Origin of the sequence: Kitasatospora purpeofusca (genome assembly GCF_042691725.1) — a bacterium.
Lineage (GTDB): Bacteria > Actinomycetota > Actinomycetes > Streptomycetales > Streptomycetaceae > Kitasatospora > Kitasatospora purpeofusca_B.
Map to the genome: position 1 here is coordinate 233,253 of NZ_CP170483.1, position 25,538 is coordinate 258,790.

Here is a 25,538-nt window from a genome sequence, read left to right on the forward strand (position 1 = left end):
GGCGCGGTCGGTTCCGGGAACACCGGAGCCGGGTGGCGCGGCGGGCACGGCGCAACGGCGCGGGCCGGCCCACCGTGGTGCGGTGGGCCGGCCCGCGCGGGTGCGGGTCGGGCTAGCGGTTCGTCCGCCGGTGCCGGCGGCGGGCCACGAGGGTGGTCGCGGCGCGCAGGGCCAGGCCGATCACCGGTGCGAGGAGCAGGGTGCACCAGGTGCGGGCGGTGGCGCCGGCGGTCAGGCGGTCGGCGAGCAGGTACGCGGCCAGGAAGGACGGGGCGAGCCAGCCCCCGCCCGCCGCGGCCAGGCGCAGCGGGCTCCCGCCGCGCGCCGGCGGTTCCTGCTCCGGTGTCACACGAACCTCCTCACCACGCCGATCACCTTGTCGACGATCCTCTGCGAGACGCCCCGGTCGAAGACGAAGCCGGCGAGGCAGCCGGCCACGGCCCAGACGATGCGCTGCTTCCAGTTGCCGCTGCCGAACAGCACTCCGGCGCAGGCGCCGCCGGCGCAGTTGCCGATGTGCAGGGCCCACGGCGCCAGGAAGGGCACCCAGGCCGCCACGGCGGCGGTGACGGCCAGCTGGACCGCCCGGGAGACGGCGGCCTTCAGCGCCGCCTTCAGCCAGCCGGGCATCCGGCCGTTGAGGTCGGTGCAGTTGACCGGGTCGGCGTTGCAGTAGTCGTAGGCGTTGGCGCTGGCGCCCTGGACCGGGTCCGGGGACAGGAAGCGGCCGGTGGCCGGGTTGTAGAGGCGCACGCCCATCAGGGTGAGCGCGCCAGGGGTCTCGTCGGAGCGCTGCTTGTCGCCGAGCCAGGCGTAGCGGGCGCCGGGCTGGCCGGCCCGCGGCTGGCCGTACTCGTCGTAGTCGAGGACGGTGGGCGCGACGGCGGTGTCCAGCGGCAGGCGCAGGGTGATGTCGCCGTGCAGGTTGGCGAGTTGCAGGACGGCGCCGCCGGTCCTGGTGGTGGTGGCGGCGAGGGTGCCCGAGGGGCCGGTGACGTTGCGGGTCAGGTTGCCCGCGGTGTCCTCGGTGATCCAGCGGGGGGTGTCGGTGTCGGAGCCGTAGTGGTTGGTCCTGGCGCCGGTCTGGGTCCAGGTGCCGGCGTTGTTGGTCTCGGTGGTCCAGGCGCGGAAGCGCTGGGCCGAGTCGAGGGTCCAGTTCTGCCGGTTGGAGCCGCTGGTCTGCTGCTGCACCAGGTCGGTGTTGTAGTACGCGACGGTGCTGCCGGGCAGCGCAGTGGTGCGGCCGAACGCGTCGTAGCCGTACCCGGCGTTCACCAGGCGGTCGGCGGTGTCGTAGGCGCTGGTCTGGCTGCCGCCTCCGGTGGTGGTGCAGGCCAGCCCGCGGGCGGCGTCGGCGGTGGCGAGGCCGGTGCGGTTGGTGTTGCGGTCGAAGGTGTAGGTGCGGGTGGTGCAGACGGCGTCGGTCGAGGTGTCCTGGACCTGCACGAGCCGGCCGGCCCGGTCGTAGGTGTAGGTCTGGGCCGCGGTGACGCCGGGGGTGCCGGTGTGGGTGGCCCGCTGTCCGTGGATCGTCTCGGTGATGCCGTCGGAGACCAGCACGACGCCGTCGCTGTCGCGGGTGTGGACGCGGCCGACGGTGGTGCCGGCCGGGTCCTTGGTGTCGGTCTGGGTGTAGCCGCCGGGCAGGCCCTGGGTGAGCGGCGAGCCGTCCGCGTCGTAGCGGGCGGTGAAGCTCCCGGCGACGGAGTCCGTCACCGTGGTCGCGAGGCCGCGCGGGTCGACGGCGGTGTCGTAGGTGTAGGTGGTGGTGGACGGGGCGGTGTCGGTGACCTTGGTGGGGCGGTTGAGGGCGTCGTACTCCGTGGTGGTGACGGCGCCGTCGGCGTCGGTGTAGGAGATCAGGCGGCCCAGCTCGTCATAGCCCTTGGTGATCGTGCCGCCGGCGGCGGACGTCTGCTGGGTGACCGCTCCGGTGCCCGGATGGTACGCGGTGGTGGTGGCCGGGGCCGGGGTGCCGAGGCCGTCGGTGACGGTGACGGTGGTGGGGCGCCCGGCGGCGTCGGTGCCGGTCACGGTGGTGCGGGTGGCGCCGTTGGCGGTCTCGGTGGTGCGGGTGACCTGCCCGAACTGCCCGTACTCGGTGGTCCGGGTGGGCAGCTGGGCGGGGTTCGCGCCGCCGCCGGTGACGGCCGCGGCGGGAGTGCTCCGGCAGACCAGGTCGGCCCACTCCGGGCGGTTGCCGCAGACGCCGGTGCCGTCGGCGGTGTAGTAGCTCGTGAGGGCGGTCCCCGCGTCGGAGCCGGTGGAGGCCGGCTGCCGGGTGGAGGTCATCCGGCCCTGGGCGTCGTAGCCGGTGGTGGTGGTCAGGGCGAGGCCGCCGCTGTCCCTGGTCTGCGCGGTGGGCACGCCGAGCGCCCAGTCGTACGCGGTGCGGTCCTGGCGGGTCTCGACCAGCTGGTCGGGCCAGGCGCGGAGGCGGGCGCCGGTGGTGGTGAGGGTGACCTGGTTCTTGATCTTGGCGGTGCCGTCGGTCGGCCGACCCTCGTCGTAGGTCTTCACGGTGTGCTGACGGGCGGGCAGCTGGGTGCCGGCCCTGGCCAGGACGGTGGTGCCGGACACCGCGTCGGCGGCGAGGGTGATGCGGTGCAGCGGGTTGTAGACGTCCGTCTCCTGCTGGCCGTCCGCGCCGTAGACGCTGGCGCTGGAGAGCAGCTGGGCGCGCTCGGCGGACGGCAGGGTGTCGATGCCGAGGTCGGCGAGCTGGGCCTTGGCGGCCGTGGTGGTCCCGAGGGCGAGCTCGCGGTTGGCCGCGGTCAGGCTGCGGACCTGGTGGCCCTGCTTGTCGTGCTCGGTGGTGGTGACGTGGTGGCCCGGGGTGAGCTGGTTGACCTGGCGGCCGGAGGCGTTCAGGTAGCCCACGGTCGCCCGGGTGTAGTCACCGGCGCCCAGGTCGGCGCCGTTGTTCGAGGCGGGGAGCTGGTCCGGCGGGAACACCGCGGTGGCGTCGGTCGGCAGGTCCGTCTGGCCCCACCCGGAGGCGGCGGACGCCCCGAGATCCTCGGGCGCCTTCGCGCCGGAGAGCGGGACGCCGTAGACGACGGTGGTCGTGGCGGTGCCGTTGACGGTGCCCGTGGTGCCGGGGGCGAGGGTGTCGTGCCAGGTCTTCGTCAGCATGCCCGGCCCCGCGGCCGGGTGGCCGGCGACGGTGCCGTACGCCAGCGAGGTGGCGCGGGTGCCGCCCAGCTGGACGGAGGCGAGCAGGCCGTCGTCGGCGCCCTGGGTGTAGTAGGTGTACTGGTCCTGGCCGCTCTGGCCGGTCCGCGGGTCCCAGCTCTGGCGCAGCCGGCCGGCGGAGTCGTAGCGGTAGGCGGCGACGTCGACGGCGGTGGCGGCGGCCGCTCCGGGCGCCGTGCTCCACAGCTTGATCGCGCTGACCTGCCCGGCGACGTCGCCGAACTCGCCGGCGGTGGTGACGCCGGTGGCGGTGGTCGCGTCGGCGTAGACGAACTGCAGGACGCGGCAGCCCTTGGCGGCCGGGTTCGCCGCGCAGGCCGCCGGGGTGAGCGCGGAGGTGGGCGCGACGACCAGCTTCGGACGGGTCAGCGTCCTGCCGCCGACGACGGTCGCCTCCGACACGACGGTGGTGGTGGTGTTGGCGCGCCCGTCCAGCAGGGTGGAGGTCACCGTCCAGGTGGCGGCGGCCGGGTCGGCCTTGGCGAACGAGGTGACCGTGCCCTCGGCTCCGGAGAGCGTGAAGCCGCCGCCGAACGAGCCGCTGAGGGTGAGGTCCTCACTGCCCGGCTCGGGCGCCCAGCCGGTGCCCGTCGCGTTCGACGTGAAGGAGACGGCCGAGCCGTCGGCCGCCATCACGCTGAGCGAGGTGCCGGAGGTCCTGCGGACCTCGGTGTACTCCGAGGAGGAGAGGCTCGACGACACGCTGGACACCCAGTTGGGGCCGAAGATCGCCGCCTGGCCCTCCTGGCCGGCGGCGGCCCGCGGGTCGCGCGAGGAGTGCGTGCGGCCGACCGTCATGCCGAACACCGACACGTCGGTGGCCGGGACCCGGAGGTCGCCGGTGAGCAGGTTGAGCGCACCCGGTCCGACGTTCTCCGTCGCCGCGTCGTCGGCCTTGCGGTCGACGACGACCCGGACCGGCTCCGAGGAGACGGCCGCGGCGCCCGGTCCGGTGAAGTCCGCGCGGAGCTGGACGGTGCCGTCCGGGGTCACCGTGGAGGTGGCGTTCCAGGTGAGCGCCGGGCTCCGGCCCGCGGTGAGGGCCACCGGCCAGCCGGTCAGTGCGGCGCCGTTGCCGGTGACGTCGCCGGCCGGGACCTGCGTCCAGGCGTCGGCGTCCGAGCGCCGCCAGGAGAAGGACACCTTGTCGTAGCGGGCGGCGTCGGCCTCAGCGGCGAGCGGGAGGCGGGCCGCCGTGCGGGTGCCGTCGTTCGGCGAGGTGACGCCGCCGGCGCCGACCTGGAAGGTGTAGGAGAGGGCCTCGGACTTGTTCTCCGCCCGGTCCACCGCCCGCACCTGGAGGGTGTTGGTGCCGCCCTTGGGCGGGGTCGCGGTGAAGGACACCGGCGCGGTGGAGCCGTTGGTCGCGACCTTCGTCCAGGTCGCGCCGTCGAGCGTCCACTCCAGGGCGCTCTGGTCACCCGCGGGCGGGGTCACCGTGAAGGTTCCGGCCTGGCCGGGGCCCTTGACCCACTGGCCCGCCGGGTAGTCCGCCGAGGAGAGCGCGGCGGGCGCCGAGGGGGCGGAGGTGTCGACCGTGAAGGTGGCCCACGGCGACCAGTTGTTGTTGTAGTGCAGCCCGTCGTACGGCGAGGTGCGGAACCTGTACGTCCTGCCGTTGGTCAGCACGCCGGCCGGGACCTTGACGGAGGCCGGGGCGCCGCTCGGCACGTACGGGGAGACCAGGACGTTGCCCACCTGGGTGTCGGTGGCGGCGTCGAAGATCTGGAAGGTGCCGTCGACCTTGTCGTTGTTCGGGTCGACGAAGGTGTCGCGCAGGGTCGGGGTGGTCGAGTTGACCCACCAGGTGCCGGCGGTGTCCTTGTAGAACGGGGAGCCGGCCTGCTGGTCGGTGCCGGTGCGCGGGCGGTAGTTGTACGTCACCGTCAGCTTCGGCACGTTGCTCGCGGCGTTGGCGGAGTTCACCTCCTTCCAGTACTTGGTGTTGGTCTCGTCCGGGGCGCGCAGGCCCATGCCCGAGGTGGTGTTCTTGGCCGACGTCCAGGTCTGCACCAGGTTGGTGACGTCGGCGGTGATCCAGCCGTCGCCGCCGCAGGCGTCCCGGCCCTTGGTCTCGGTACCGGTGGCCTTCTTGGAGTTCCAGGAGGGCTGCGCCGTCCACCGCGAGGCCGTCGAGGCGAGGCCGGTGTCCCAGATGTCCCACGCGTAGGGCAGGCAGTCGCTGTTGCCGGAGTGGAAGTTGTACAGCGACAGGGTGGCGTTGGTGATCAGCGCGTCCGCGATCGGCGCGGTGTTCCAGTTGATGAAGGACCGGGCCTGGCGGGAGGAGCCGTCCGCGTTCTTGGTCCCGGAGTTGCCCCAGTAGATCTCGGTGTCGGCCGACCAGTCGACCGTCTCGCCCTGCTGGACCCGGGTGTCGAAGACGTTGCCGAGGGCCGTGGTGGACGGGTCGACGGTCACCGGGTACCGGGTCTGCGGGTCCGCGAGGAACGCGGCGTCCGGGGTGAAGACGAGGTCGATGCCGCCCTCGTGCTGCACGACCTCGAGGCCGACCTTCGCCTGGCGCGGGTGCTCGCCGGATCCCGGGACGGTGGTCGCGTCCCACATCACCGGGGCCGGCAGCACCGCCTTCGTCTCGCCGGACGCCTGGTCGGTGAACAGCACGCTGCCGTCCGGCTGGGCCTCGGCCTTCAGCCCGTCGGCGCGCAGGGGCATCGTGTACGAGAACCCGGCGGCGCTGGGGCGCTGCTTCAGCACCGTGTACTGCTCGAAGCCGGTGCGGGTGGCCTCCACCACCAGGTCGGCCGCGCCGTCGGCGATCGCGTCCCGGTAGGTGGCCTTCGTGCCGTCCAGGACGGGCTTGGGCAGGCCGCCGTTCCACTGGAGCTCGACCTGCTGGTCGCCCTGACCGAGGGTCACCAGGGTGCGGGCGGCCTGCGCCGCGCCCTGCGCCTGGAACAGGGACTTCGCGCGGGTTCCGCCGGCGCCGGCGAGCCGCAGCGCGTGCGGGTGGGCCTTGGGCGCCACCGATCCGTCGGCGGCCGCCTGAAGGCCGAGGTCGACGTCCACCCACTGGCCGTCGCGCTGGAAGCGGACCGGGCCCGCGAACAGCTCGGTGGTGAGCGAACCGTCCTTGTTCACCCAGGTCGTCGACGTCTCGGTGCGCTCGGAGAGCGCCTCGACCCGCTGCCCGGACAGCCGGGCCGCGATCCGCGCCGCCGGGACGTCGGCGGCGGAGGTGGCCCACCGGTCCGTCCCCTTGCCCGCCGCGGCGGCACCGCCCGGCGACGCGGCGAGCGCCGCCTCGGACCCGGCCAGCAGCGACACGGCCACGGCGAGCGCCAGCGTCCCGCTCAAGGCCCGCAGGCCCACGGGCGCCGTGCGCCCGCGTCGTGCGGATATGTCCCTCTTCATGTCCACTCCTTGACTCACCGTCACTCGACGGCGCGCTCGGAGCTTAGGAGGGGCCGGGAAGATCAAAATTGACCAAACAGCGTCAAATGATCGTCGTGGCATGCGTTTGTTCGACCAAGATTCACCCGGTCGTGATCACGACAGCGGGAACCCCGACCCGGCACGGAGTCGGGCCGGCCGCTCTTGACGGAACTTGCCAACCCCGTTCATCGCACGCACCGGTTATTGACCGGGGCATGACGTCATGTGAGGGTTCGAGCACCCGAACGCGGACGGCCCGCACGGCCGTCCCCGAACACGGCCCTGCGGTGCGCCATCAGCCATGCCTTCCGCGGTCGAGGACCCCCACATGCTAGGAGCCTCGATGAAACGCAGTGCTACCGCCGGACGGTTGCTGACCGCCGCAACCACCCTGACCCTGCTGGCCGGCACCATCGCCGCCACCGCGGGCCCGGCCGCCGCGGCGGCCACCCCGGCGCCGCCCAGCGGCCTGGCCGCCGCCGTCAACGCCGCCGACGCCGCGGCCGCCGCCGGCCTGGACGCCCTGGCCAAGGGCCCGGACGAGACCTACGAGCGCGCGAACGTCACCCCCTGGGTCGGCGGCCTCTACTCGGTCGCCTACGAGCGCACCTACAAGGGGCTGCCGGTGGTCGGCGGCGACGCCGTCGTGCTCGCCGACGCCCAGGGCAAGGTCCGCGGCCTGCAGTCCGCCACCAGCGGGCGCATAGGCGGCGCGACCACCGCCCGGATCAGCGCCCAGAAGGCCGAGAAGACCGCGCGCACCAAGCTCGCCGTCGTCGACTCCGTCGAGTCCCGGCGCCTGGTCGTGCGCGTCAAGGACGGCGACAGCGGCCGCCTCGCCTGGGAGACCGTGCTCAACGGCCGCAACGGCAACGCCCCCAGCCGTCTGCACGTCTTCGTCGACGCCACCACCGGCGAGGTCATCGACAGCTACGACGACGCACGGGCGGGCACGCTCAACAGCAAGTGGAACGGCCCCTCGCCGACCATCAACACCACCGGCTCCGGCAGCTCCTACTCGCTGCGCGACCCGGGCCGCCCCGGCCTCAGCTGCGCCGACAACGCCACCGGCCAGGTCTTCACCAAGTCCTCCGACTCCTGGGGCAACGGCAGCCCCACCAGCAAGGAGACCGGCTGCGGCGACGCCATGTTCGCCGCCCAGAAGGAATGGGACATGCTCCGCGACTGGCTCGGTCGCAACGGCCACAACGGCAACGGCGGCAGCTGGCCCGTCAAGGTCGGCCTCAACGACGTCAACGCCTACTGGGACGGCTCCTCCATCTCCATCGGCCACAGCAACGCCAACGAGTGGATCTCCTCCATCGACGTCGTCGGCCACGAATTCGGCCACGGCATCGACCAGTTCACCCCCGGCGGCGCCAACAACGAGAACGGCCTGGGCGAGGGCACCGGCGACATCTTCGGCGCCCTCACCGAGGCCTACGCCAACCAGCCCGCGCCGTACGACAGCCCCGACTACCTCGTCGGCGAGATGATCAACCTCGTCGGCAGCGGCCCCATCCGCAACATGTACAACCCCTCGCTCGTCAGCAACAACCCCAACTGCTACTCCGCCTCCATCCCGAGCACCGAGGTCCACGCCGCGGCCGGCCCCCTGAACCACTGGTTCTACCTGCTCGCCGAGGGCTCCAACCCCGGCGGCGGCAAGCCCACCAGCCCCACCTGCAACAGCTCCTCCGTCACCGGCGTCGGCATCAAGGACGCCGGCCGCATCTTCTACGGCGGCATGCTCCTCAAGACCAGCGGCATGACCTACAAGCGCTACCGCACCACCACCCTGACCGCCGCCAAGAACCTCGACACCAGCTGCAACCTCTTCAACCGCACCAAGGCCGCCTGGGACGCCGTCAGCGTCCCCGCCCAGAGCGGCGACCCCACCTGCACGAACAACGGCGGCGACGACTTCTCGCTCGCGCTGAACCCGTCGTCCGGCTCGGTCAAGCCCGGCGCCTCGACCACGGCGACCGTCAACACCGCCGTCACCTCGGGCAGCGCGCAGACCGTCGCCCTGACCGCCTCGGGCCTCCCGTCCGGCGTCACCGCGACGTTCAGCCCGTCGTCCGTCCAGGCCGGCGCCTCCGCCACCCTGACCCTGTCGGCCTCCTCGGCCGCCGCGACCGGCACCTACCAGGTCACCGTCACCGGCACCGCCGGCGCCACCGTCCACACCGGCCAGTTCAGCCTGACGGTCGGCAACGGCACGCCCGACCCCGGTGGCACCTGGGCGGCCGGCACCACCTACAAGGCCGGCGACGTCGTGACCTACAACGGGGTCAGCTACCGCTGCCTCCAGGGCCACACCGCCTACGTCGGCTGGGAGCCGCCGAACGTCCCGGCGCTCTGGCAGGCCGTGTGACCGGCAGGCTCTGACGCCCGCTGAAACCGCCGCGCCGCGGTCCGTCGAGGGGACGGACCGCGGCGCAGCTCTGTTCGGGGCCGGGGTGGATCAGTTGTACCACCACTCCTGGTTGCTCTGGCTCCCGCAGTCCCACAGCTGGACCGTGGTGCCGCGGCCCCAGTCGTAGATGTCCAGGCACTGGCCGGTGACGCCGGGGAGGGGGTAGGAGCCGGGGAACTGGGCGTTGACGAAGTGCCAGGGACCGCCGCTCGCGGACAGGATCCAGGTCTGCGAGGCGCTGTTGTCGCACGGGAGCTGGACGACCTGCTGCCCCCGGCCCCGCCAGCCGTCGATGCACTTGCCGCTGGCGTTGCTCTGGATCTGGTAGCCGTGAGCGACGCTGTTGAACGAGACGTTCCAGGACTGGTTGCTGCCGCCGTGACAGCCCCACATCTGGACCCACGGCCCGTTGCCCCAGTCCCAGACGTCGAGACACTTGCCGTTGGCCTCGGGGCTGTTGCTGGTGAGCGTGTAGCTCCGGGCGTACGTGGTGGCCGCCCCGCTCGCCGCCGGGCCCGCCGCGAGGGTGCTGCCGGACACCGGGTCGGACGCCGGGGGTGCCGCGGGCTGCCCGACCGCGGCCGCGGGTCCTGCGCACAGGGTCAGTGCCGCCGCGGCGGCGCCGAGGATCGAGCCAACTCGCCTGAGTCCGTCCATGATTGGGATCCTTCCGTCGGACTGGTTCAGACCAATGAAGCTAGGGCCACGGCGGCGCCCGCGCACAGTCGAGTACCGGCCGTTCCGATCATGGCCGAGCCTCGACACCGGCGGGCGGCGCGCGGGGCGGCGTCAGCGGCGGAAGGTGGTCCGGTAGTCCGTCGGGGAGGTGCCGACATGGCGGTGGAAGGCCGCCCGGAAGGCGGCGGGGCTGCCCAGACCGCTGAGCCGGGCGATCTGTTCGACGGGGGCCGCGGTCGTCTCCAGGAGTTCGCGGGCCCAGTCGACGCGGGCGGCGGTCAGCCAGGCCATCGGCGAGGTGTCCGTCTCCTGCTGGAAGCGCCGGATGAAGGTCCGGCGGGACATGTGCGCGCGGCGGGCCAGTTCGTCCACGCCGTGGCGGTGCGCGAGGTTGTCGAGCATCCAGGCGCGGACCGGGGCGAGCTCCTCCCCGCGGTCGGCGGGCCGGAAGCGTTCGATGAACTGCGCCTGGTCACCGGGCCGTTGGGGCGGGGCGACGAGTGCCCGGGCGCGGTTGTTGGCGGCGGCGGCGCCGTGGTCGCGCCGGATGATGTGCAGGCACAGGTCGATGCCGGCGGTGACTCCCGCCGAGGTGAGGATGTCGCCGTCGTCGACGAAGAGCCGGTTCGGACGCACGTCGATCCGGGGGTAGCGGCGCTGCAGGGCGGCGGCGTCCCGCCAGTGGGTCGTCGCGGGGCGCCCGTCCAAGAGTCCGGCGGCGGCCAGCGCGAACGCCCCGGTGCAGATCGACACCAGCCGTGCGCCTCGGCCGTGCGCGGAGCGGATCGCCGACAGCACGGCGGCGGGCGGCGCGGCCTGCGGGTCCTCGTAGCCGGGGACGACGACGGTGTCCGCGTCCCGCAGCGCTTCCAGCCCGGCCGGTGCGGTGACGGTGAACCCGCCGCTGCGGACCGGCCCGGCCGCCGGGTCGGCGCAGACGGTGACCCGGTAGTGCGGGTCCGTGCCGAAGGCCTGCACCGGTATGCCCAGATCGAGCGGGAGCACTCCCGGAAGCGCCAGCACCGCGACCCGGTGCTCCTCCACAGCCGACATGGCACGATCCTAGCGGTACCCGCCACGCGTGCCACTGTCCGGGGCCGGCGGAGGATTCGTAGGCTGCGCCCATGGACTTCTCACTCGACCTGCCGACCGGCCCCCTGGCCGAAGCCGTCCTCTCCACCGCGCGGTCCTCCGAGACCCCCTCGGTGGCCAATCACAGCGTGCGCAGCTTCCTCTTCGCCGAGCTCGTCGCCGCCCACGAGGGTTGTCTGGAGGACGCCGCGTACGACCGCGACCTGCTGTTCGCCGCGACCGTGCTGCACGATCTGGGCGTGGGCGAGCAGGCGCCGGGCGCGGCCCGCTTCGAGGTGGAGGGCGCGGACCTGGCGGCGGATCTGCTGCGGCGGCACGACGTTCCCAAGGCCGACGTCGACCGGGTGTGGGAGGCGATCGCCCTGCACACCTCGCCCGGCATCGCCGAGCGCCGCGGCCGGCTGTGCTACCTCACCCGCGAGGGCGTGGGCAGCGACTTCGGGCGCAACGCCGAGGTCGTCTCCCCGTGGGAGAAGCGGATCCACGCCGCCCATCCGCGCCTGTCGATGGTCCGCTCCCTCGTCGACGCGATCGTGGAACGCGCCGCCCGGTCGGACGCCGCGTCCCCCCGCTACTCCCTCGGCGGCGAACTGCTGCGGGAGCGCCGGGCCGACGGCGTGACCGAGTTGGAGCGCGCCGCGGCCTCCTGCCCGTGGGGGGAATGACCCGGGGCGCGGTGCGCGGCCGGGCGTAGGCTGTCGAGGTGGAACCACCGACGCCGGCCCCGCTCCTGCCCGAACTGCCGCTGCAGGAGCTGGAGTGTTTCTCCGTCCTCGTCCACCAGCTGCACTTCGGCCGGACGGCGCAGCGTCTCGGCGTCTCACAGGGGCGGGTCTCCCAGCTGATCAAGCGCCTGGAGCACCGGGTCGGCGCCCCGGTGTTCCGACGGACCAGCCGGCGGGTCGAGTTGACCGAGCTCGGACGCGTCCTGGCCGAGCAGGTGGTTCCCGCCTTCGAGCGGCTCAGGGAGGGCTACGACGCCGCCCGCGCCCGGGCGGCGACGGACCGGCCGCTGCGGCTGGGCTTCCAGTGCGCGGTGTACGAGCCGGTCGCCCGGGTGATCGCGGGCCTGCCGGAGGGCACCACGCGGCTGGTCGAACTGCCGTGGGCGGATCCGTTCTCGCAGCTCGCCCGGGGCGAGGTGGACCTGGCCATCGTGCTCGCCCCGTGCCGGGAGCCGGGGTTGGAGGTGCTGCTGACGTTCTCCCGGCAGCCGGTGTTCGTCGCGGTCAACGCCGCGCGGCGCCTCGCCGGCGGAGTGGGCGGCGTGGACGGGACGGGCGGCATGGACGGCGTGGGCGGCGACGAGCTGGCCGGGCTGCCGCTGATCGAGCCGCGCGGCCCGGCTCCCGAGTACTGGCGGCAGGCGAACGCCCCCCGGCGGACTCCGAGCGGGCGGACGCTGTCCTACCCGACGGGAGCGGTCACCCTCCAGGAGGGCCTGTCGATGGTGGCCAGCACCGGTCATGGGCTGCTGCTGTGCGAGCGCAGCACGCGCTACGTCCAGCGCCCGGACATCCGCTACCTGCCGGTGCCCGAACTGGAGCCGACCGCCCTGGAGGTGGTCCAGCGGGAAGGACGGCCGCACCCGTTGGCGGCCGGGTTCACCGGCCTGCTGGCCGGTCAGCTCGACTGAGCCCCTCGACCGGGCCCGGGGGCCGGCGCCGGGCTACCGGTCCGGCCGCCGCCCGAGCGGCCGCGACAGCACGGTCAGCAGCAGCCCGGCGGCGGCCAGCCCCGCCGCGGTGAGCAGGACGGCGCGGTTCCCGGCCCGGTCCACCACCAGGCCGCCGGCCAGGGACCCGAGCGCGATGCTCGCGTTGAACACGCCCGCCCAGAGGGCCGCCGAGGCCTCGATCACCGCCGGGGCGGCCGTGCGCACCCAGGCCTGGGTGGAGACCGACACCCCGCCGTACGAAACGCCCCAGAGGACCAGCACGAGCAGCACCGTGCCGACGCCGCCCACGGCATGCGGGAGCAGCACGGCGGCCAGGGTGACACCGGTGAGGGCGACGGCGACGGCCGTCCTCGGGTGGCGCCCGGACAGCGGGCCGAGGGTGAAGTTCCCGGCGACGCCCGCCAGCCCGTAGGCCAGCAGACAGGCGGCGATCACGCCGCTGCTCAGGCCCGCGTCGGCTTCGAGGACGGGGCGGACGTAGGTGTAGCCGGCGAAGTGGCCGAGCACGACGAAGGCGGTGACGGCGATTCCCACGGCCACGCCGCGGTGGCGCAGCGCGGCGGCCGGCCCGCCCGGCCGTCCGCCTTCGGGCACCGGCGGTGCGGGCAGCACCGGCAGGACGGCGGCGAGGACGGCGGCGCAGACGGCGCCGAGGGCGGCGAGCGTCCAGAACGCGAAGCGCCAGTCGAGCAGCGCGGCCAGGAAGGTGCCCAGCGGGACGCCGAGCACGGAGGCGATGGAGACGCCGGAGAAGATCAGCGTCATGGCGAGGGCGGTCCGCGGGCCTTCGGCGAGGCGCGGGCCGAGGCTCGTGACCAGGCCCCAGACGATGCCCATCGCCGCACCGAGCAGGACCCGGGCGACGGCGAGGACGGCGAAGTTCGGCGCCAGGGCGGACAGCGCGTTCGCCAGGCCGAGCAGCACCATGAAGGTCACCAGGACGGCCCTGCGCTCGCGCCGGGCGACCAGCCCCGGGGTGAACGGGGCGAGGGCGGCGGCGATCAGGCCGGTGATGGTGAGGGAGAGCCCGGCGACCCCGTCGCTGACCCCGAGGCCGTGCGCCAGCTCGGTGAGCAGACCGACCGGCATCATCTCGGAGGACACCACGGTGAAGGTGGCGAGCGCGACGGCGAGGACCGGCGACCAGCGCTGCGCGGTGGCGGGCGGAGCGGCCGGTGGTGCGAGGGTTGGCGGGTTCGTCATGCGCTCAGCCCATCAGCCGGGGGAAGGGCCGAACAAGATCGATGGGCTCATCGATCGATGAGCCCGGCTCATCGATCGTGAGGCGCGCCGCCCCGCCCGTCGCGTGTCACCCGTCGCCGGGAGCCGGGTACCGTGACCTCCGAGGCCGGCTGCGGCAGCGGCACCGATCGACGGAGAGGCGGAGAACGGATGACCTTGGAGGAGGGCCGCCGCGTCAGGCTGGCCGAGGACCTCGCGATCGGTGAGGCACTCGCCGGGGAGCCCGGGGCCGCCGTCGGGTTCCTCGCGCTCGGAGCCGGGATGGAGGGCACCGTCGAGCGGGTGAACGGGGAACTCCCCCAGAGCCAGGAGGTCCGCGAGTACCAGCGGCTCAAGGCGCTGCTCGAGGACTACGGGCACACCATGCCGGAGGCGAGTCGCGAACGGCTGGCGGCGGAGATCGCCGGACTGGAGCCGCAGTGGGCCGCGTACCGGGGGCGGGGCCGGCGGGTGACGGTCCGGGTCCGGTGGGACAACGGCTTCGTCCTCGACGAACTGCACGAGGACGTCCTCACCCTGCTGTGACGGGGCGCGGTCGGCCATCGTGCGGAAGGGGCGGCCGTGGTCGTCGACGCGCAGCCGGCCCTCCCGGCGCCGACCGGGTGGGCGGACACCCGCACCGTCAGGTCACGCTGGAACAATTTCCTCCCCTCTGACCCGCGGATTCGCGCGCGCCTGGAACGGCGCCGCAGGACGGTCCAGGGGACGGAATTCGGTGGCGGCCCGAATCCGGGGTCGGGCATGGTGGTGCCGTGGCCGATCGTGCGAACTTCGTCGTGGTCCGCGAGAGCGGCGGATACGAGCTCCACCTCTCCCGGTTCGGTGCCCTGGGGATCGACCTCGACCTGCTGGCGGGGCCGACGGAGGCACTCGCGATGGTCCGGGGGCTGGGCGTGGACGACTGGTGGCTGGACGACGTGCTCTGCCAGGGCGCGGCACTCATCGATCTCGGCCGGAGGATCCTGCTGCTGTTCGCCTGGGAGGGGCCGAGCGCCGGGCTGCGGCACCGCCCCGCGACCCTGGAGCTGTTGCGGCAGGCCTGGGCGGGGTGGGACGTTCGGTGGGCGTACGACGGCAACGCGGACCTGCGGACACACCTGGGGCTGGATCCGGAACTCGTCCGGGTCCGCGGACGCGAGACCTGGGCCGGGAAGGTGCTCGGGCCGGACGACGAGGAGCTCGCGCTCCCGGAGCCGTTGGCCGCGGTGGTGACGGTCGGATCGGAGGGCTGCTTCGTGGTGGCGAACGACGCCGACCCCCCGATCCGGGAAGGCCTCGGCCTGCTCGACCGGCTGGCGGGCGCCCCGGAGCACGGGGTGTGCCGGGTGGCGGTCGACGCCGGGGTCCATGTCGATCCGCTGCGGCGCCGGGTGGGCTGGTGGACGCTCGGGGCGACGGCGGAGGCCTACGACATGCCGAAGCGCTGGCCCGGGTGGACGGTCGACTTCTGGCAGGACCGTTGGGAGGAGCACGTCCGGGTGGCGGCCGGCCGGTTCCGGCCGCCTCCGGTCGACCGCGAACAGGCGCTGGCGGAGGTCAGGGCGGCCGCCGAGCGCGGGTGGTGGGAGGCGATCAGCAGCTCGGCGTAGCCGGTGAGGGTTCCGGTGCCCCGGAGGGGGATTCGGTCATAGCGGCCCGGTCCGAGATCGGGCGTCAGGGGCCGTGCCGGTGGCGTTCCTCGACGACCGCTTCCTCGACCGTGCCGCTCGCCGGGGCGGGCGGCGGACGGCGGTTTTCCCGGATGTCCGGCGGGCGCAGTACGCTGGACGACCGGCGCGTTCCGGACGGGAGGCGACAGTGGCGACGACTCGGCCCAATCGTGAACTGCAGACGATGGGCGACCTGTTCGCACCGCCGGGCGATGCAGGGTCGCCCGAGGTCCGGGCGCGGGCACGGAGGACGGTGGCGGCGCGGGCCCGGGACGCCGCGGACTGCCGACTGCTGCTGGAGGCCCTGGGGCTGCTCGAACACGCCGAGCCGGCCGGGGAGTCCGGGCCGTAGGAATGCCCCGGGAGGCGTCGTGCGAGTGCGGCGGGCCGTGCACGACACGGCCGACCGGCGGCGCACCTCGCCGGCGTGTTCGAGGACCGCGCGCCGGGGCGGGCTGGGCGGCGGCTGAGCGGTCCGGGTCGCGTCAGCCGGTGCGCAGCACCTCCGCGAGCGGGGCGGCGGCCGGGGCCTGGCCGAGGTACTTGACGGCCGCGTGGGCGTCCAGGCCCCGGTTGGCGACCTTGACGGTCGGCTCCAGGACGCCGGTGGCGTCGCCGAAGACCTTGTCCAGGTGGAGCAGCGCGACCACGAAGTCGTCGCGGTCGGCGAGGTTGACCCAGCGCTTCACGGTGGGCGGCACGCGCGGCGGCTGGGGCCGCAGGCGTTCGCGGACGATGGTGCGCAGGCCGAGCGGGGAGCCGAAGGTGACCAGCAGGGGCAGCGGGTGCTCCAGCCGGTGGAGGGCCTCGTAGGCGACGACGCTGCCCAGGGAGTGGGCGTAGACGGCGCGGGTGTCGGCGTCGACGTGGTCGAGGACGGCGGCGACGGCGCGTTCGCGGACGTCCTCGTCGTCGAGGTAGGCGGCGACCTGGGAGAGGTTGCGCAGCAGGACGGTCTTGGCGGCGGCGAACCCGGCGCGGGCGACCGCTCCGCAGCGGGCGAGGCCGCCGACGGCCAGGCGCAGCAGTTCCGGCGGGCCCTGGGCGGGGCCGAGGTCGGCGCGGAAGGCGGCGAGTTCGCGGGCGGCCTCGGCGCGGTCGCGGTCGCGGGTGGCGTGCTCCTCGATGCCGCCGAGCAGGCCGACGCCGATGTCGGTGGCGGTCCTGGCCTGGTCTCCGGACAGGCGCACGTCCCACTGGTCGGCGGGGTCGTGCGGGCGGAACAGGTGGCGGTAGTAGGCCATCGCGAGGTCGGTGGCACCGCCCTCCAGGCGTTCGGCGAGCGCGGGTTCGCCCTCCCGGCGCAGGGTGGCGGCCAGGGCGGTGCGCCAGTCGGCGAGCAACTCGTCGGCGCTCTGGTCGATCGGCCCCATGCCGTGGACGAAGACCACCTCTGCCACCGCGTACTCCTGTTCCCGCCACCGGGCGGACGTCTCCCGGCGTTCTGTGATGTTCCGTCAACTGGTGTGATCGGGGAGCTTATTGTAGAAGTGGTGCGGTGACGACCCGGTACGCCTTGGTGATCGCTTCGCAGTGGCCGGCCGGCGGCGCGGAGCTGGAGCAGCTGGCCGCGCAGGCCGGCGCGCTGCGCGACGTCCTGCTGGACCCCGACCTGGGCGGCTGCCGGCCGGCCCACGGGGACGGGCTGCTGCTCGATCCCGGGACGGCCGGGCAGGTGGCCGCCGCGGTGGGCGCCGCGTTCGCCCGGGCGGGCGGGGACGGGGAGCCGGAGGAGAACGGCCCGGAGGACGGCGAGGAGGACGGCGAGGACGGGCCCGGCACGCTGGTGCTGGCGTTCGTGGGCCACGGCCTGCCGGTGCGGGCGGACGACTTCCTGTTCCCGGTGCTCGGCAGCCCCGCGCGGCCGGATCCCGCCACCGCGTACGCGGTGCCGGCCGGGCTGCGGGAGGGACTGGAGCGGTACGCCGACGTGCTGGGCCTGGTGGCGGTCATCGACGCCTGCGACTCGGGGACGGCGGCGGTGGCCGGGCTGCACGCGTGGCTGCCGGCGTCCGTGGAGCGGGGGCGGGAGGTCGCCGTGCTGACGTCGGCGGGCATCGACCAGCGGGCGTACGGTCTGGCGTTCGTCCGCGGCCTGAACCGGGTGCTGACGGGCGGTCACGCAAGGCTGGGGCGGCTGCTGGACGCGGACGGGCTGCGCTGGGTGCTGGGCCTGGAGCTGTCCGGGCAGCAGCCGCAGAGCGCCGGGCACGGCGGGGCGGCGAGCCGGCCGGTGGGTCCGCGCGCGGCCACCTGGGTGGCGCGCAACGCCGCGCACCTGCGCCCGTTCAGCCTACTGGCGGCCTCCCCCGACGGCCGGGCACAGCTGGCCCACCTGCGGCTGTTCCAGTCCTCGGCGGCGCTGGAGCACACCGTCGGGGCGCTGGCCGACCGGCGCGCGGCGGTGCTGGTGGGGCACAGCGGGCAGGGCAAGAGCGTCCTGGCGGCGGCCCTGTGCCGGCCCGAACTGCTGGCGGCGGGCGGGCGGTTCGCGGTGGCCGGCCTGGTGCAGCTGTCGGAGACCTCGCTGGAGCAGCGGGTCACGGCGGAGCTGCACCGGCAGCTGGGCGCCTACCTGCCGGGCTTCGCCGCCGCGGTGGAGGCCTTCGAGCGGGAGGTGCCGGAGCTGGAGCGCAACGCCTTGCCGGGCGTGCGGCGGCTGGTGACCGAGCCGCTGGCGCGGATGGCCCCGCGCGGGCCGGTGCGGGTGGTGGTGGACGCCCTGGACCAGCTCGGGCCGGGCGCGGCGCCGCGTCTGCTGGAGAGCCTGGGGGTGCTGGTCGCCGAGTCGCCGCCGTGGTTCGGGGTGGTCACCACCGCGCGCACCGGTCTGCCGCTGCCCGGGGTGTGGCATCCGGTGGAGATGCCGGCCGCCTCGGACGCGCAGGTCGAGGCCTTCGTCCAGGCGCACTCGCAGTGGCAGCCGGCGGAGCGCCGCCGGATCCGTCACCAGGCGGGCGGGAACTGGCAGTTGGCGGCGCTGCTGGCCGAGTCCGGGCCGAGCGCGCAGCAGGCGCCGACCACGCACGCCCTGTACGACGCCGACCTCGACCGGGCCCGGCGGCACGGTCCGGGCGGGGATCCCGCCGTCGTGGACGGGCTGCTGGAGGTGCTGTGCGCCGCCGGGCAGGGGCCCCGGCTGCCGCGTCCGCTGCTGGAGGAAGCGACGGAGGGCGGGGACGGGCTGGACACGCTGCTGGTGCTGCTGCCGGGGCTGCTGGACCGGGTCGCCGACCCGCAGGTGGGCGAGTACGTGGGCATCCACCACCAGTCGCTGCTCGACCACCTGGCACGGCACGAGCCGGACCTGCGCCCGGTGCGCGGCCACCGCGCCCTGGTGCGCGCGATCGCCACCATGGCTCCCATGGAACACCACGACGCCACCGACCCGCTGCACGGCTACGCGGAGGACGCCGAGCCCCGGCACTACTGGGAACTCGGCGAGTACGAGCGGGTCCTGGACAGCCTCACCCTGCGCCGCTCCCCCGACGCGACCGTCAACTCCGAACGCTGGCTGGCCTGGTGCGACCGCCTGTCCGAACCCGGCCGGCCGGGACCGCACTCCCCCGTCACCCTGCGGGCCCGCGGGGCCGCCGCCTACTGGGCCGGGCGGGCCGGCCTGTACGCCCGCTCCCGCGAGCTGTACGAGGACCTGCTGCCGCTGCAGGTCCAGGTCCTGGGCCCCGACCACGAGGAGGTCCTGGAGAGCCGCCACCGGATCGCCTACGCCACGGGGAGGGCCGCGCGCTTCCCGCAGGCCGTCGCCCTGCACCGTGCCCTGCTCGCCGACCAGACCAGGGTGTTCGGCCCGGACGACCGCCGCACCCTGGAGACCCGCCACCACCTCGCCTACTGGACCGGGCGCGGCGGCGCGATGGCCGAGAGCCTGCGGATGCACGAGGACCTCCTCGCCGACCAGCTGCGCGGCCTGGACCCGCACCACCAGGACGTCCTGGAGACCCGCCACTACATCGCCTACTGGTACGGCCGGCTGGGCCGCCCGCACGAGGCCCTGGAGCGTCACCGGGTGCTGCTGCGCGACCGGATCGAGGTCTTCGGCGAGGACCACGAGCAGGTGGTGTACAGCCGGATGAACATCTGCAAGTTCACCTTCGAGGCCGGCCGGTACGAGGACGCCCTGGAGGCCTACCGGCGGCTGCTGCCGCAGGTCGTGCGGCACAAGGGGCCCGAGCATCCCGACACACTGCTGGTGCGCCAGTACATCGCCCGGCTGACCGGCGAGGTCGGGCGGCGGACCGAGGCGCTGGCGCTGCTCGACGAACTGGCGCGCGTCCAGCTGCGGGTGGTCGGCCCCGACCACCCGGCGGTGCTCACCTCGCGGCAGTGCCTGGCCTGGCTGCACGGCGAACTGGGCGACGCCGCGCGCGCCCGGACGGAGCTGGCGGGCGTCCACGACGCCCAGCTGGAGCGCCACGGCGAGCGCGACCACCCCGATCTGCTCACCGCCCGGCTCGCGCTGGGCTGGTGGAGCGCCCTGGACGGGGCGGCCGGGGAAGGCGCGCGGCTGCTCCGCTCGGTGGTGGCCGGCCGCGGCCGGGCGCTCGGCGACGACCACCCCGACACCCTGGACGCCGCCTCCCGGCTCGCACACGTCCTCACCTCGCTCGGCGGCCCGTTCCTGCGGGAGGCGGCCGAGCTGCTGCGCGCGACGGTGCCGGCGCAGGAGCGGCGCAGCGGTGCCGAGCACCCGCAGACCCGGGCGTCGCGCGAACGCCTGACGGCGGTGGCGGCGCGGCTGGACGCCTGAGCGGCGGATCCGACCGAAGGGGCGGGATCGCGGTGCGGCGGGCTTCGGGGCGGGCGCCGATGGGCAGTGTCCCGGGCGGACGTGACGGCCGCGAGGAGGAGGACGGGATGCACCAGGACGAGAGCGCGCGGACAGCGGGGACCGGGGCGGGCACCGGGGAGGACGCGCTGCGGCGCTCCGCGGCCTTCCTCGTCGACGAGGCCCTCGGCTTCCTCTTCCCCGCCGCCCTGCGGGCCGCCGCCGACGTCGGCGTGGCCGACCGGCTGGCGAACGGCCCGGCCACGCCCGCCGAACTCGCCGCCGCGACCGGTACCGACGCCCGCAACCTGTACCGGGTGCTGCGGCTGCTCGCCACCCGGGGTGTGGTGGCGGAGGACGAGCAGGGCCGCTTCACGCTCACCGAGGCCGGGCAGGCGCTGCGCGGCGACGTCCCGTACTCGGTGCGCACGGCCGTCCAGATGCTCACCGACCGCACCATGTGGCGGCCGGCCGGGGAGCTGACGCACTGTCTGACCGAGGGCGGCACGGCGTTCGAGAAGATCTTCGGGATGCCGTTCTTCGACCACTTCGCCAAGGACGAGCGGACCGCCGCCGTGTTCCACGTGGGCATGGCGGCGATGTCCGACCAGGAGAACGCGCCCGTCGCGGCCGCCTACGACTTCCCGCCGGGCGGCACGGTGGTGGACATCGGCGGCGGCCACGGCGGTCTGCTGCTGGAGGTGCTGCGCCGCAACCCGGGCCTGGAGGGCGTCCTGTACGACCGGTCCCACGTCCTCGCCGGGAACCGGCTGGGCACGCACCCGGAGATCGCGGGGCGCTGGACGGCGCGGGAGGGCGACTTCTTCACCGCCGTCCCCGCCGGCGACGTCCTGATGCTCAAGCGGATCACGCACGACTGGGACGACGAGGCGTGCGTGACCCTGCTCGGCCACTGTGCCCGGGCGCTGCGCCCGGGCGGCCGGGTGCTGGTGCTGGACGCCCTGGTCCCCCCGGGCAACGCGCCCCACCAGTCCAAGGACCTGGACCTGATGATGATGGCGTCGCTGACCGGCCGCGAGCGCACCGAGGCCGACTTCGCGGAGCTCCTCGCGCGGGCCGGCCTGCGGCTGTCCCGGGTGATCCCGGCGCCGGCCGTCCTGTCGGTGGTCGAGGCGGTCGCGGCCTGAGCGGGGCGGCGCCGGGGCTCAGCCCCGCGGGTGCCGGACCGCTTCGAGGAAGCCCGCCGTGGAGGGGCCCGGCAGCGTGCGGCCGTACCGCTGTGCGAGCGCGTCCAGAAGGACGCGGTCGGTGGTCCAGCCGTGCCGGTCGAGCCACTCGCCGGTGCCGGGGCCGAGGCCGCCGCGCCACAGGCCGGTGACGTGGGCGAGCGCCGGGTCGTGCGGCGTGGCGCTGACGTCCCGGCCCTGCTCCAGCAGCAGGCGGCTGCCGGGCGCGGCCAGGGCGGCGACCGCGGTGAGCAGGGCGGCGGCCTCCTCGGGCCCGAGATAGACCAGCAGCCCCTCGGCCAGCCAGGCCGAGGGGCGCGCCGGGTCGAACCCGGCCTCGACCAGGCGGTCGGGCCAGTGCGGCTCCAGCAGGTCGGCGGGCAGGACGGTGCGTCGGCTCCTCGGCTCGGCGCCCAGGCCGTCCAGGACCTGCTCCTTGAAGGCCAGCACCGGGCCCAGGTCCAGTTCGAACACCCGGGTGCCGGCCGGCCAGTCCAGCCGGTGGGCCCGGGTGTCCAGGCCCGCCGCGAGCAGCACGACCTGGTCGGCGCCGGCGGCGAGCAGGCGGTCGTCGTAGAAGCGGGTGCGCAGGATGCCCTGCGCGACCAGGGCCATGGCCAGGCCGCTGTCCGGGCCGGCCGAGGGCAGCGGCACGCCGGCGGCGGCGGCGAACGCGGCGGCGTAGGGGTCGACGAAGAGCGGGTCGGGGCGGGAGCTCTCGTAGGCCCGCACCAGGGCGACGGACAGGGCGGTGCGGGACACCGGGCTGAGCGGTTCGGCGGTCGTCATGGCCGGGAATCTACATCGCCACCGATGCATCTGTGAAGATGTATTATTTCGGCATGGACGGTGTGCGACTCCTCAGACTCGGCAAGCGGTTGACCGAACTCGGCCGCGAGATGATCATCGACCCGGCCTCGGCGCACCTCACCCCCGGCGAGATCGCCGTGATCGCCGACGTGTACCGCCATCCCGCGACCTCCGCCCGGGAGATCCAGGTCCGGACCGGCTTCGCGCAGAGCCACGTCTCCGTCTCCATCGCCCGGTTGCGCGAACGCGGCCTGCTCGACGCCGCCGCCGACCCGCAGGACGGCCGGCGCACCCTGCTGAGCGCCTCCGAGGTCGCCCGGCGCGCCATCCGCGAGCACGTCGCCCGGCCCGCCGGGCCGGTCATCGCCAAGGCCGTCCCGGACCCGGAACGGGCCCGCCGCGTCACCGAGCTGCTCGACGAACTCGCCGTCCTCCTGCTGCCCTGACGGGCGGCGCGCGGGCCGCCGCCGGCGGGCCGGTTCAGCCGATCTCCTCCGCCAGTCCGACGATGACGCCCTCGGGGCCGCGGACGTAGCAGAGCCGGTAGCTGTTCTCGAACCGCACTACCTCGCCGACGAGTTCGGCCCCGTGGGGGCGCAGCCGGGCGACGACCCCGTCGAGGTCGTCGACCGCGAACATGATCCGGCGGATGCCCAGCGTGTTCGTCGGCGCCGGCCTCGGCTCGGGGCTGACCGCCTTCGGCGTGTGGAACATCGCCAGCTCGATCCGGCCGTGGCCGTCCGGGGTGCGCAGCATGGCGATCTCCTGCCGGACGTCCTCGAGTCCGGTGATCCGCTCCACCCAGCGCCCTTCGATCGGCGAGCGGCCCTCCAGCTCCAGGCCGAGTTCGGTGAAGAACGCGACGGCGGCGTCCAGGTCCTCGACGACGACGAGCACGTTGTCCAGCCGGCGGATCGTCATGACGGGTCTCCTCGGTGCGGTCGGTCACGGGGGCGGGTCCGCACCCCGGGGACGGAGCCGCCGGACCGTTCCCGACATCCTCCGCCGTCCCGTCCGGGAGCACCGACGCCCGGCGGGGTCCCGCGCACACGTGTCACCCGGCTGCCGGGAGGCAACCGGGTGACGGGCGTGCGCGGGTGTGCGGGTGCGTCAGCCCTCGGTGGGGCGACGGCGGCGGGAGACCACCACGAGACCCGCGCCGGCGGCGACGGCCGCGGCGGCGGCGACGGCCTCCCAGCCGAGGCCCTCGGCGCCGGTGGCGGCGAGCTGGCCGGAGCGGGCGCCGGTGTCGGCGTGCGTCGTGCCGGTGCCGGTGCCGGTCGTGGTGCGGGCCTCGGCCTGGACGACCTGGACGGCCCGGACGGCCGGGGTGGTCGCGGTGGCCTGGGGCGCCGGGGTGCCCGACGGCTGCGCGGTGGGCTGAGTGGTGGGCTGAGTGGTGGGCTTCGGGGCGGCCTCGTCCTCGGCGCGGGCCGCGGCCCAGCCGTGGTCGAGGAAGGCCAGGACGGCCTGGTCGGTGCCCTCCAGGGCGGCGAGCGCGGCCTTCCGGACGGCCGGTCCGCCGCTCTCGGCGATCTGCGACACCTTCACCCGGCTGTCGCTCATCCGCACCGCCGCCAGCTCGGACTCCAGGAAGCGGCGCAGGCCGGCGGCGTCGCCCTCGAGCGCCTTCTGGGCGGCCTTGCGGGTGTGCGGACCGGTCTGCGGGTCGGCGACGATCCGCCCGATCTCGGCGCGGTCGTCCTCGGCGCGGGCCGTGTACTGGCCCTCCTTCAGGAACTTCACGATGTCCGCGTAGGTGCCGGAGAGCGCGGCGGACGCGGCCTTCTCCAGGGCCGGACCGCCCGTGCCGAGCATCCGGGTGACCTCGACGCGGTCGTCGTCGGCCTGCTGCTTGGGGAGCTCGACCTCGAAGAAGTGCCGCAGCGCGGCGGGCGTGTTGACCCTCAAGGCCTTCTCGCCGGCCTCCCGCACACCCCGGCCGGTCGACGGCCGGTCGAGGAGCTGGGTGAGCTCGAGGCGGTCGTCCGCCGCCTGGGCCTCGTACCGGCCCTCCTTGAGGAACGCGACGAGGTCCGCGTAGGTGCCGCGCAGGGCGGCCTTGGCGGCCTTCTTCACGGCCGGACCGCCGACGGCGAGGATCTGGCTGGCCCTGACGCGGTCGTCGATCACCCGGGCGTCCTGGAGACCGGTCTCCAGGAACCGCCGCAGGTCGGCGGCCGTTCCGGCGAGGGCCTGCTCGGCGGCCTCCCGCACGGACACGCCGCTCTCCTTGTCCGCGAGGATCTTCTCGATCTCGGCGCGGTCGAGCTCCTCCTGGGTCGGGTCGCCCTTGGAGGCGGTGTCGGGCCCGGAGAGATTGGTGGGCTGGGGAGCGTCCGCGGCGGCGGCCACCGACGGGAAGAGAACAGCGGGGGCGAGGACCGCGGCCGCGACGACGGCGGACACCCGGGGGAGCTTCATCCGGCAGAACCTGCTCTGTACGAAGAGTCTGTGAACGCACGAATCATAGAGCCTCCTTACTGCTCGTCATACCGGTTTGATGATCAGTCCGGTAGTGCCCGCCGTGGCGCTTTTACCCCTGTTCGGACCGGTAGCAGCCGCCATGCCGTCGATGTCCGAACGAGGCGGGCAGACTGGACCCGTGAGCGACGGTGGCAAGGGGCGGCGGCCGGTTCCCGCCGAGCTGCGCGGGTACCTGGAGGAGCTCGTCCGCCGGGTGCGGGCGGTGTGCGGGGCGCGGGCGGTGAGCGTGGTGGCCGTCGGGTCGGTGGCGCTCGGGGACTACCGGCACGGCCGCAGCGACGTGGACGTGGTGGTGGTCGTCGAGCCGGACCTGCCGGGGCCGGCGCTGACGGAGCTGGCCCGGGAGCTCGCCCACCCCCGGCTGCCGTGTCCGGCGGCCGGGCTGGAGCTGGTGGTGTACGGCGCGGACGCCGCCGGGCGGCCCTCGGACCGGCCGGGGTTCCTGTTGAACCTCAACACCGGCCCGCTGCTGGCGGAGCGGGCGGACCGGGACGCCACCGGGGCGGCGGCCTTCTGGTTCGTCATCGACCGCTCGATCGCCCACCGGGCCGGGATCACCCTGTGGGGCGCACCGGCGCGGCAGGTGATCGCGGAGCCCGCGCCCGCCGGGCTGTTCGCCGCGCTGCGCGCCGCCGTGCGCGAGCACGCCGACGGGGCGGGCCACCTGGCGGACAACCGGGTGCTCAACGGCTGCCGGGCGGTGGTCTTCTGCCGTACCGGCCGGTGGCGGCCCAAGCGGGCGGCGGCCGGTGAGACCGCCGCCGCCGAGCCCGGCTTCCGGCCGCTGCTGGAAGCCGCGGTGCGCAGCTTCGAGCGGCCGCGCCCGGCGGCGGAGGCGCTGCCCGCCGCCGAGGTACGCGCGTTCCTGGCCTGGGCGGGCGAGCGGGTCGAGGAGGCCGCCGCGGCGGCCGGCGGCTGA

The 25,538-nt window shown here is 74.8% G+C and carries 19 protein-coding genes; 10 read left to right on the forward strand and 9 right to left on the reverse strand.

The genetic code is table 11. The annotated features are described in order from the left end of the window. Positions 1–112 precede the first annotated feature (112 nt). On the reverse strand, positions 113–349 hold the full coding sequence (locus tag ACFCLZ_RS01065) for a hypothetical protein (RefSeq protein ID WP_380282653.1): 237 nt from the start codon (positions 347–349) through the stop codon (positions 113–115). Continuing rightward, positions 346–6,570 (reverse strand): DNRLRE domain-containing protein, encoded by a 6,225-nt coding sequence (locus tag ACFCLZ_RS01070; RefSeq protein ID WP_380282654.1) that lies wholly within the window; start codon positions 6,568–6,570, stop codon positions 346–348. Before ACFCLZ_RS01070 ends, ACFCLZ_RS01065 begins: the two co-directional genes overlap by 4 nt. Before the next feature lie 364 nt (positions 6,571–6,934). Here ACFCLZ_RS01070 and ACFCLZ_RS01075 point away from each other — a divergent pair, with 364 nt between their 5' ends. After that, positions 6,935–8,968, forward strand: a complete 2,034-nt coding sequence (locus ACFCLZ_RS01075) for a M4 family metallopeptidase (protein ID WP_380282655.1) — start codon at positions 6,935–6,937, stop codon at positions 8,966–8,968. Positions 8,969–9,058: 90 nt separating this feature from the next. Here ACFCLZ_RS01075 and ACFCLZ_RS01080 read toward each other — a convergent pair whose 3' ends face one another. Both ACFCLZ_RS01080 and ACFCLZ_RS01085 read right to left on the reverse strand, forming a co-directional pair. Continuing rightward, complete coding sequence (locus ACFCLZ_RS01080; RefSeq protein ID WP_380282656.1) at positions 9,059–9,667, reverse strand: RICIN domain-containing protein; 609 nt, start codon at positions 9,665–9,667, stop codon at positions 9,059–9,061. 132 nt (positions 9,668–9,799) lie between these two features. Then, entirely contained in the window at positions 9,800–10,741 is a 942-nt protein-coding gene (locus ACFCLZ_RS01085) for a GlxA family transcriptional regulator (RefSeq protein ID WP_380282657.1), read from the reverse strand. 71 nt (positions 10,742–10,812) lie between these two features. Here ACFCLZ_RS01085 and ACFCLZ_RS01090 point away from each other — a divergent pair, with 71 nt between their 5' ends. Together ACFCLZ_RS01090 and ACFCLZ_RS01095 are read left to right on the forward strand one after the other, a co-directional pair. After that, the gene (locus ACFCLZ_RS01090) at positions 10,813–11,445 is read left to right on the forward strand and encodes an HD domain-containing protein (RefSeq protein WP_380282658.1); all 633 of its coding nucleotides are present in this window, start codon (positions 10,813–10,815) and stop codon (positions 11,443–11,445) included. A gap of 38 nt (positions 11,446–11,483) precedes the next feature. Further along, the gene (locus ACFCLZ_RS01095; RefSeq protein WP_380282659.1) at positions 11,484–12,416 is read left to right on the forward strand and encodes a LysR family transcriptional regulator; all 933 of its coding nucleotides are present in this window, start codon (positions 11,484–11,486) and stop codon (positions 12,414–12,416) included. 33 nt (positions 12,417–12,449) lie between these two features. On the opposite strand, the gene ACFCLZ_RS01100 is transcribed toward ACFCLZ_RS01095, so the two are convergent. Beyond that, positions 12,450–13,661 (reverse strand): MFS transporter, encoded by a 1,212-nt coding sequence (locus ACFCLZ_RS01100; RefSeq protein WP_380282660.1) that lies wholly within the window; start codon positions 13,659–13,661, stop codon positions 12,450–12,452. A 189-nt stretch (positions 13,662–13,850) separates the two neighbouring features. Between ACFCLZ_RS01100 and ACFCLZ_RS01105 the strand changes: the two genes are divergently transcribed. The 3 genes from ACFCLZ_RS01105 (at position 13,851) to ACFCLZ_RS01115 (ending at position 15,701) form a co-directional block, all read left to right on the forward strand. Next, the gene (locus tag ACFCLZ_RS01105; protein WP_380282661.1) at positions 13,851–14,225 is read left to right on the forward strand and encodes a hypothetical protein; all 375 of its coding nucleotides are present in this window, start codon (positions 13,851–13,853) and stop codon (positions 14,223–14,225) included. A 227-nt stretch (positions 14,226–14,452) separates the two neighbouring features. Continuing rightward, positions 14,453–15,289: a hypothetical protein gene (locus ACFCLZ_RS01110; RefSeq protein ID WP_380282662.1), complete on the forward strand. Its 837-nt coding sequence runs from the start codon at positions 14,453–14,455 to the stop codon at positions 15,287–15,289. Positions 15,290–15,533: 244 nt separating this feature from the next. Beyond that, positions 15,534–15,701 (forward strand): hypothetical protein, encoded by a 168-nt coding sequence (locus tag ACFCLZ_RS01115; RefSeq protein WP_380282663.1) that lies wholly within the window; start codon positions 15,534–15,536, stop codon positions 15,699–15,701. A 133-nt stretch (positions 15,702–15,834) separates the two neighbouring features. Here the strand turns inward: ACFCLZ_RS01115 and ACFCLZ_RS01120 are convergent, their stop codons facing one another. Further along, the gene (locus ACFCLZ_RS01120; RefSeq protein WP_380282664.1) at positions 15,835–16,749 is read right to left on the reverse strand and encodes a hypothetical protein; all 915 of its coding nucleotides are present in this window, start codon (positions 16,747–16,749) and stop codon (positions 15,835–15,837) included. A 98-nt stretch (positions 16,750–16,847) separates the two neighbouring features. Here ACFCLZ_RS01120 and ACFCLZ_RS01125 point away from each other — a divergent pair, with 98 nt between their 5' ends. Both ACFCLZ_RS01125 and ACFCLZ_RS01130 read left to right on the forward strand, forming a co-directional pair. After that, positions 16,848–20,117, forward strand: a complete 3,270-nt coding sequence (locus ACFCLZ_RS01125; RefSeq protein ID WP_380282665.1) for a tetratricopeptide repeat protein — start codon at positions 16,848–16,850, stop codon at positions 20,115–20,117. Between the two features lie 59 nt (positions 20,118–20,176). Beyond that, the gene (locus ACFCLZ_RS01130) at positions 20,177–21,283 is read left to right on the forward strand and encodes a methyltransferase (protein WP_380282666.1); all 1,107 of its coding nucleotides are present in this window, start codon (positions 20,177–20,179) and stop codon (positions 21,281–21,283) included. An 18-nt stretch (positions 21,284–21,301) separates the two neighbouring features. On the opposite strand, the gene ACFCLZ_RS01135 is transcribed toward ACFCLZ_RS01130, so the two are convergent. Then, positions 21,302–22,111: an SAM-dependent methyltransferase gene (locus ACFCLZ_RS01135; RefSeq protein WP_380282667.1), complete on the reverse strand. Its 810-nt coding sequence runs from the start codon at positions 22,109–22,111 to the stop codon at positions 21,302–21,304. Positions 22,112–22,164: 53 nt separating this feature from the next. Between ACFCLZ_RS01135 and ACFCLZ_RS01140 the strand changes: the two genes are divergently transcribed. Further along, positions 22,165–22,578, forward strand: coding sequence for a MarR family winged helix-turn-helix transcriptional regulator (locus ACFCLZ_RS01140; RefSeq protein WP_380282668.1), 414 nt, complete (start codon positions 22,165–22,167; stop codon positions 22,576–22,578). Positions 22,579–22,612: 34 nt separating this feature from the next. Here ACFCLZ_RS01140 and ACFCLZ_RS01145 read toward each other — a convergent pair whose 3' ends face one another. Continuing rightward, a complete protein-coding gene (locus tag ACFCLZ_RS01145; protein WP_380282669.1) occupies positions 22,613–23,053 on the reverse strand; it encodes a VOC family protein in 441 nt (146 codons plus the stop codon). 189 nt (positions 23,054–23,242) lie between these two features. Further along, positions 23,243–24,556: an ALF repeat-containing protein gene (locus ACFCLZ_RS01150; RefSeq protein WP_380282670.1), complete on the reverse strand. Its 1,314-nt coding sequence runs from the start codon at positions 24,554–24,556 to the stop codon at positions 23,243–23,245. A gap of 181 nt (positions 24,557–24,737) precedes the next feature. Here ACFCLZ_RS01150 and ACFCLZ_RS01155 point away from each other — a divergent pair, with 181 nt between their 5' ends. Further along, a complete protein-coding gene (locus tag ACFCLZ_RS01155; protein WP_380282671.1) occupies positions 24,738–25,538 on the forward strand; it encodes a nucleotidyltransferase domain-containing protein in 801 nt (266 codons plus the stop codon).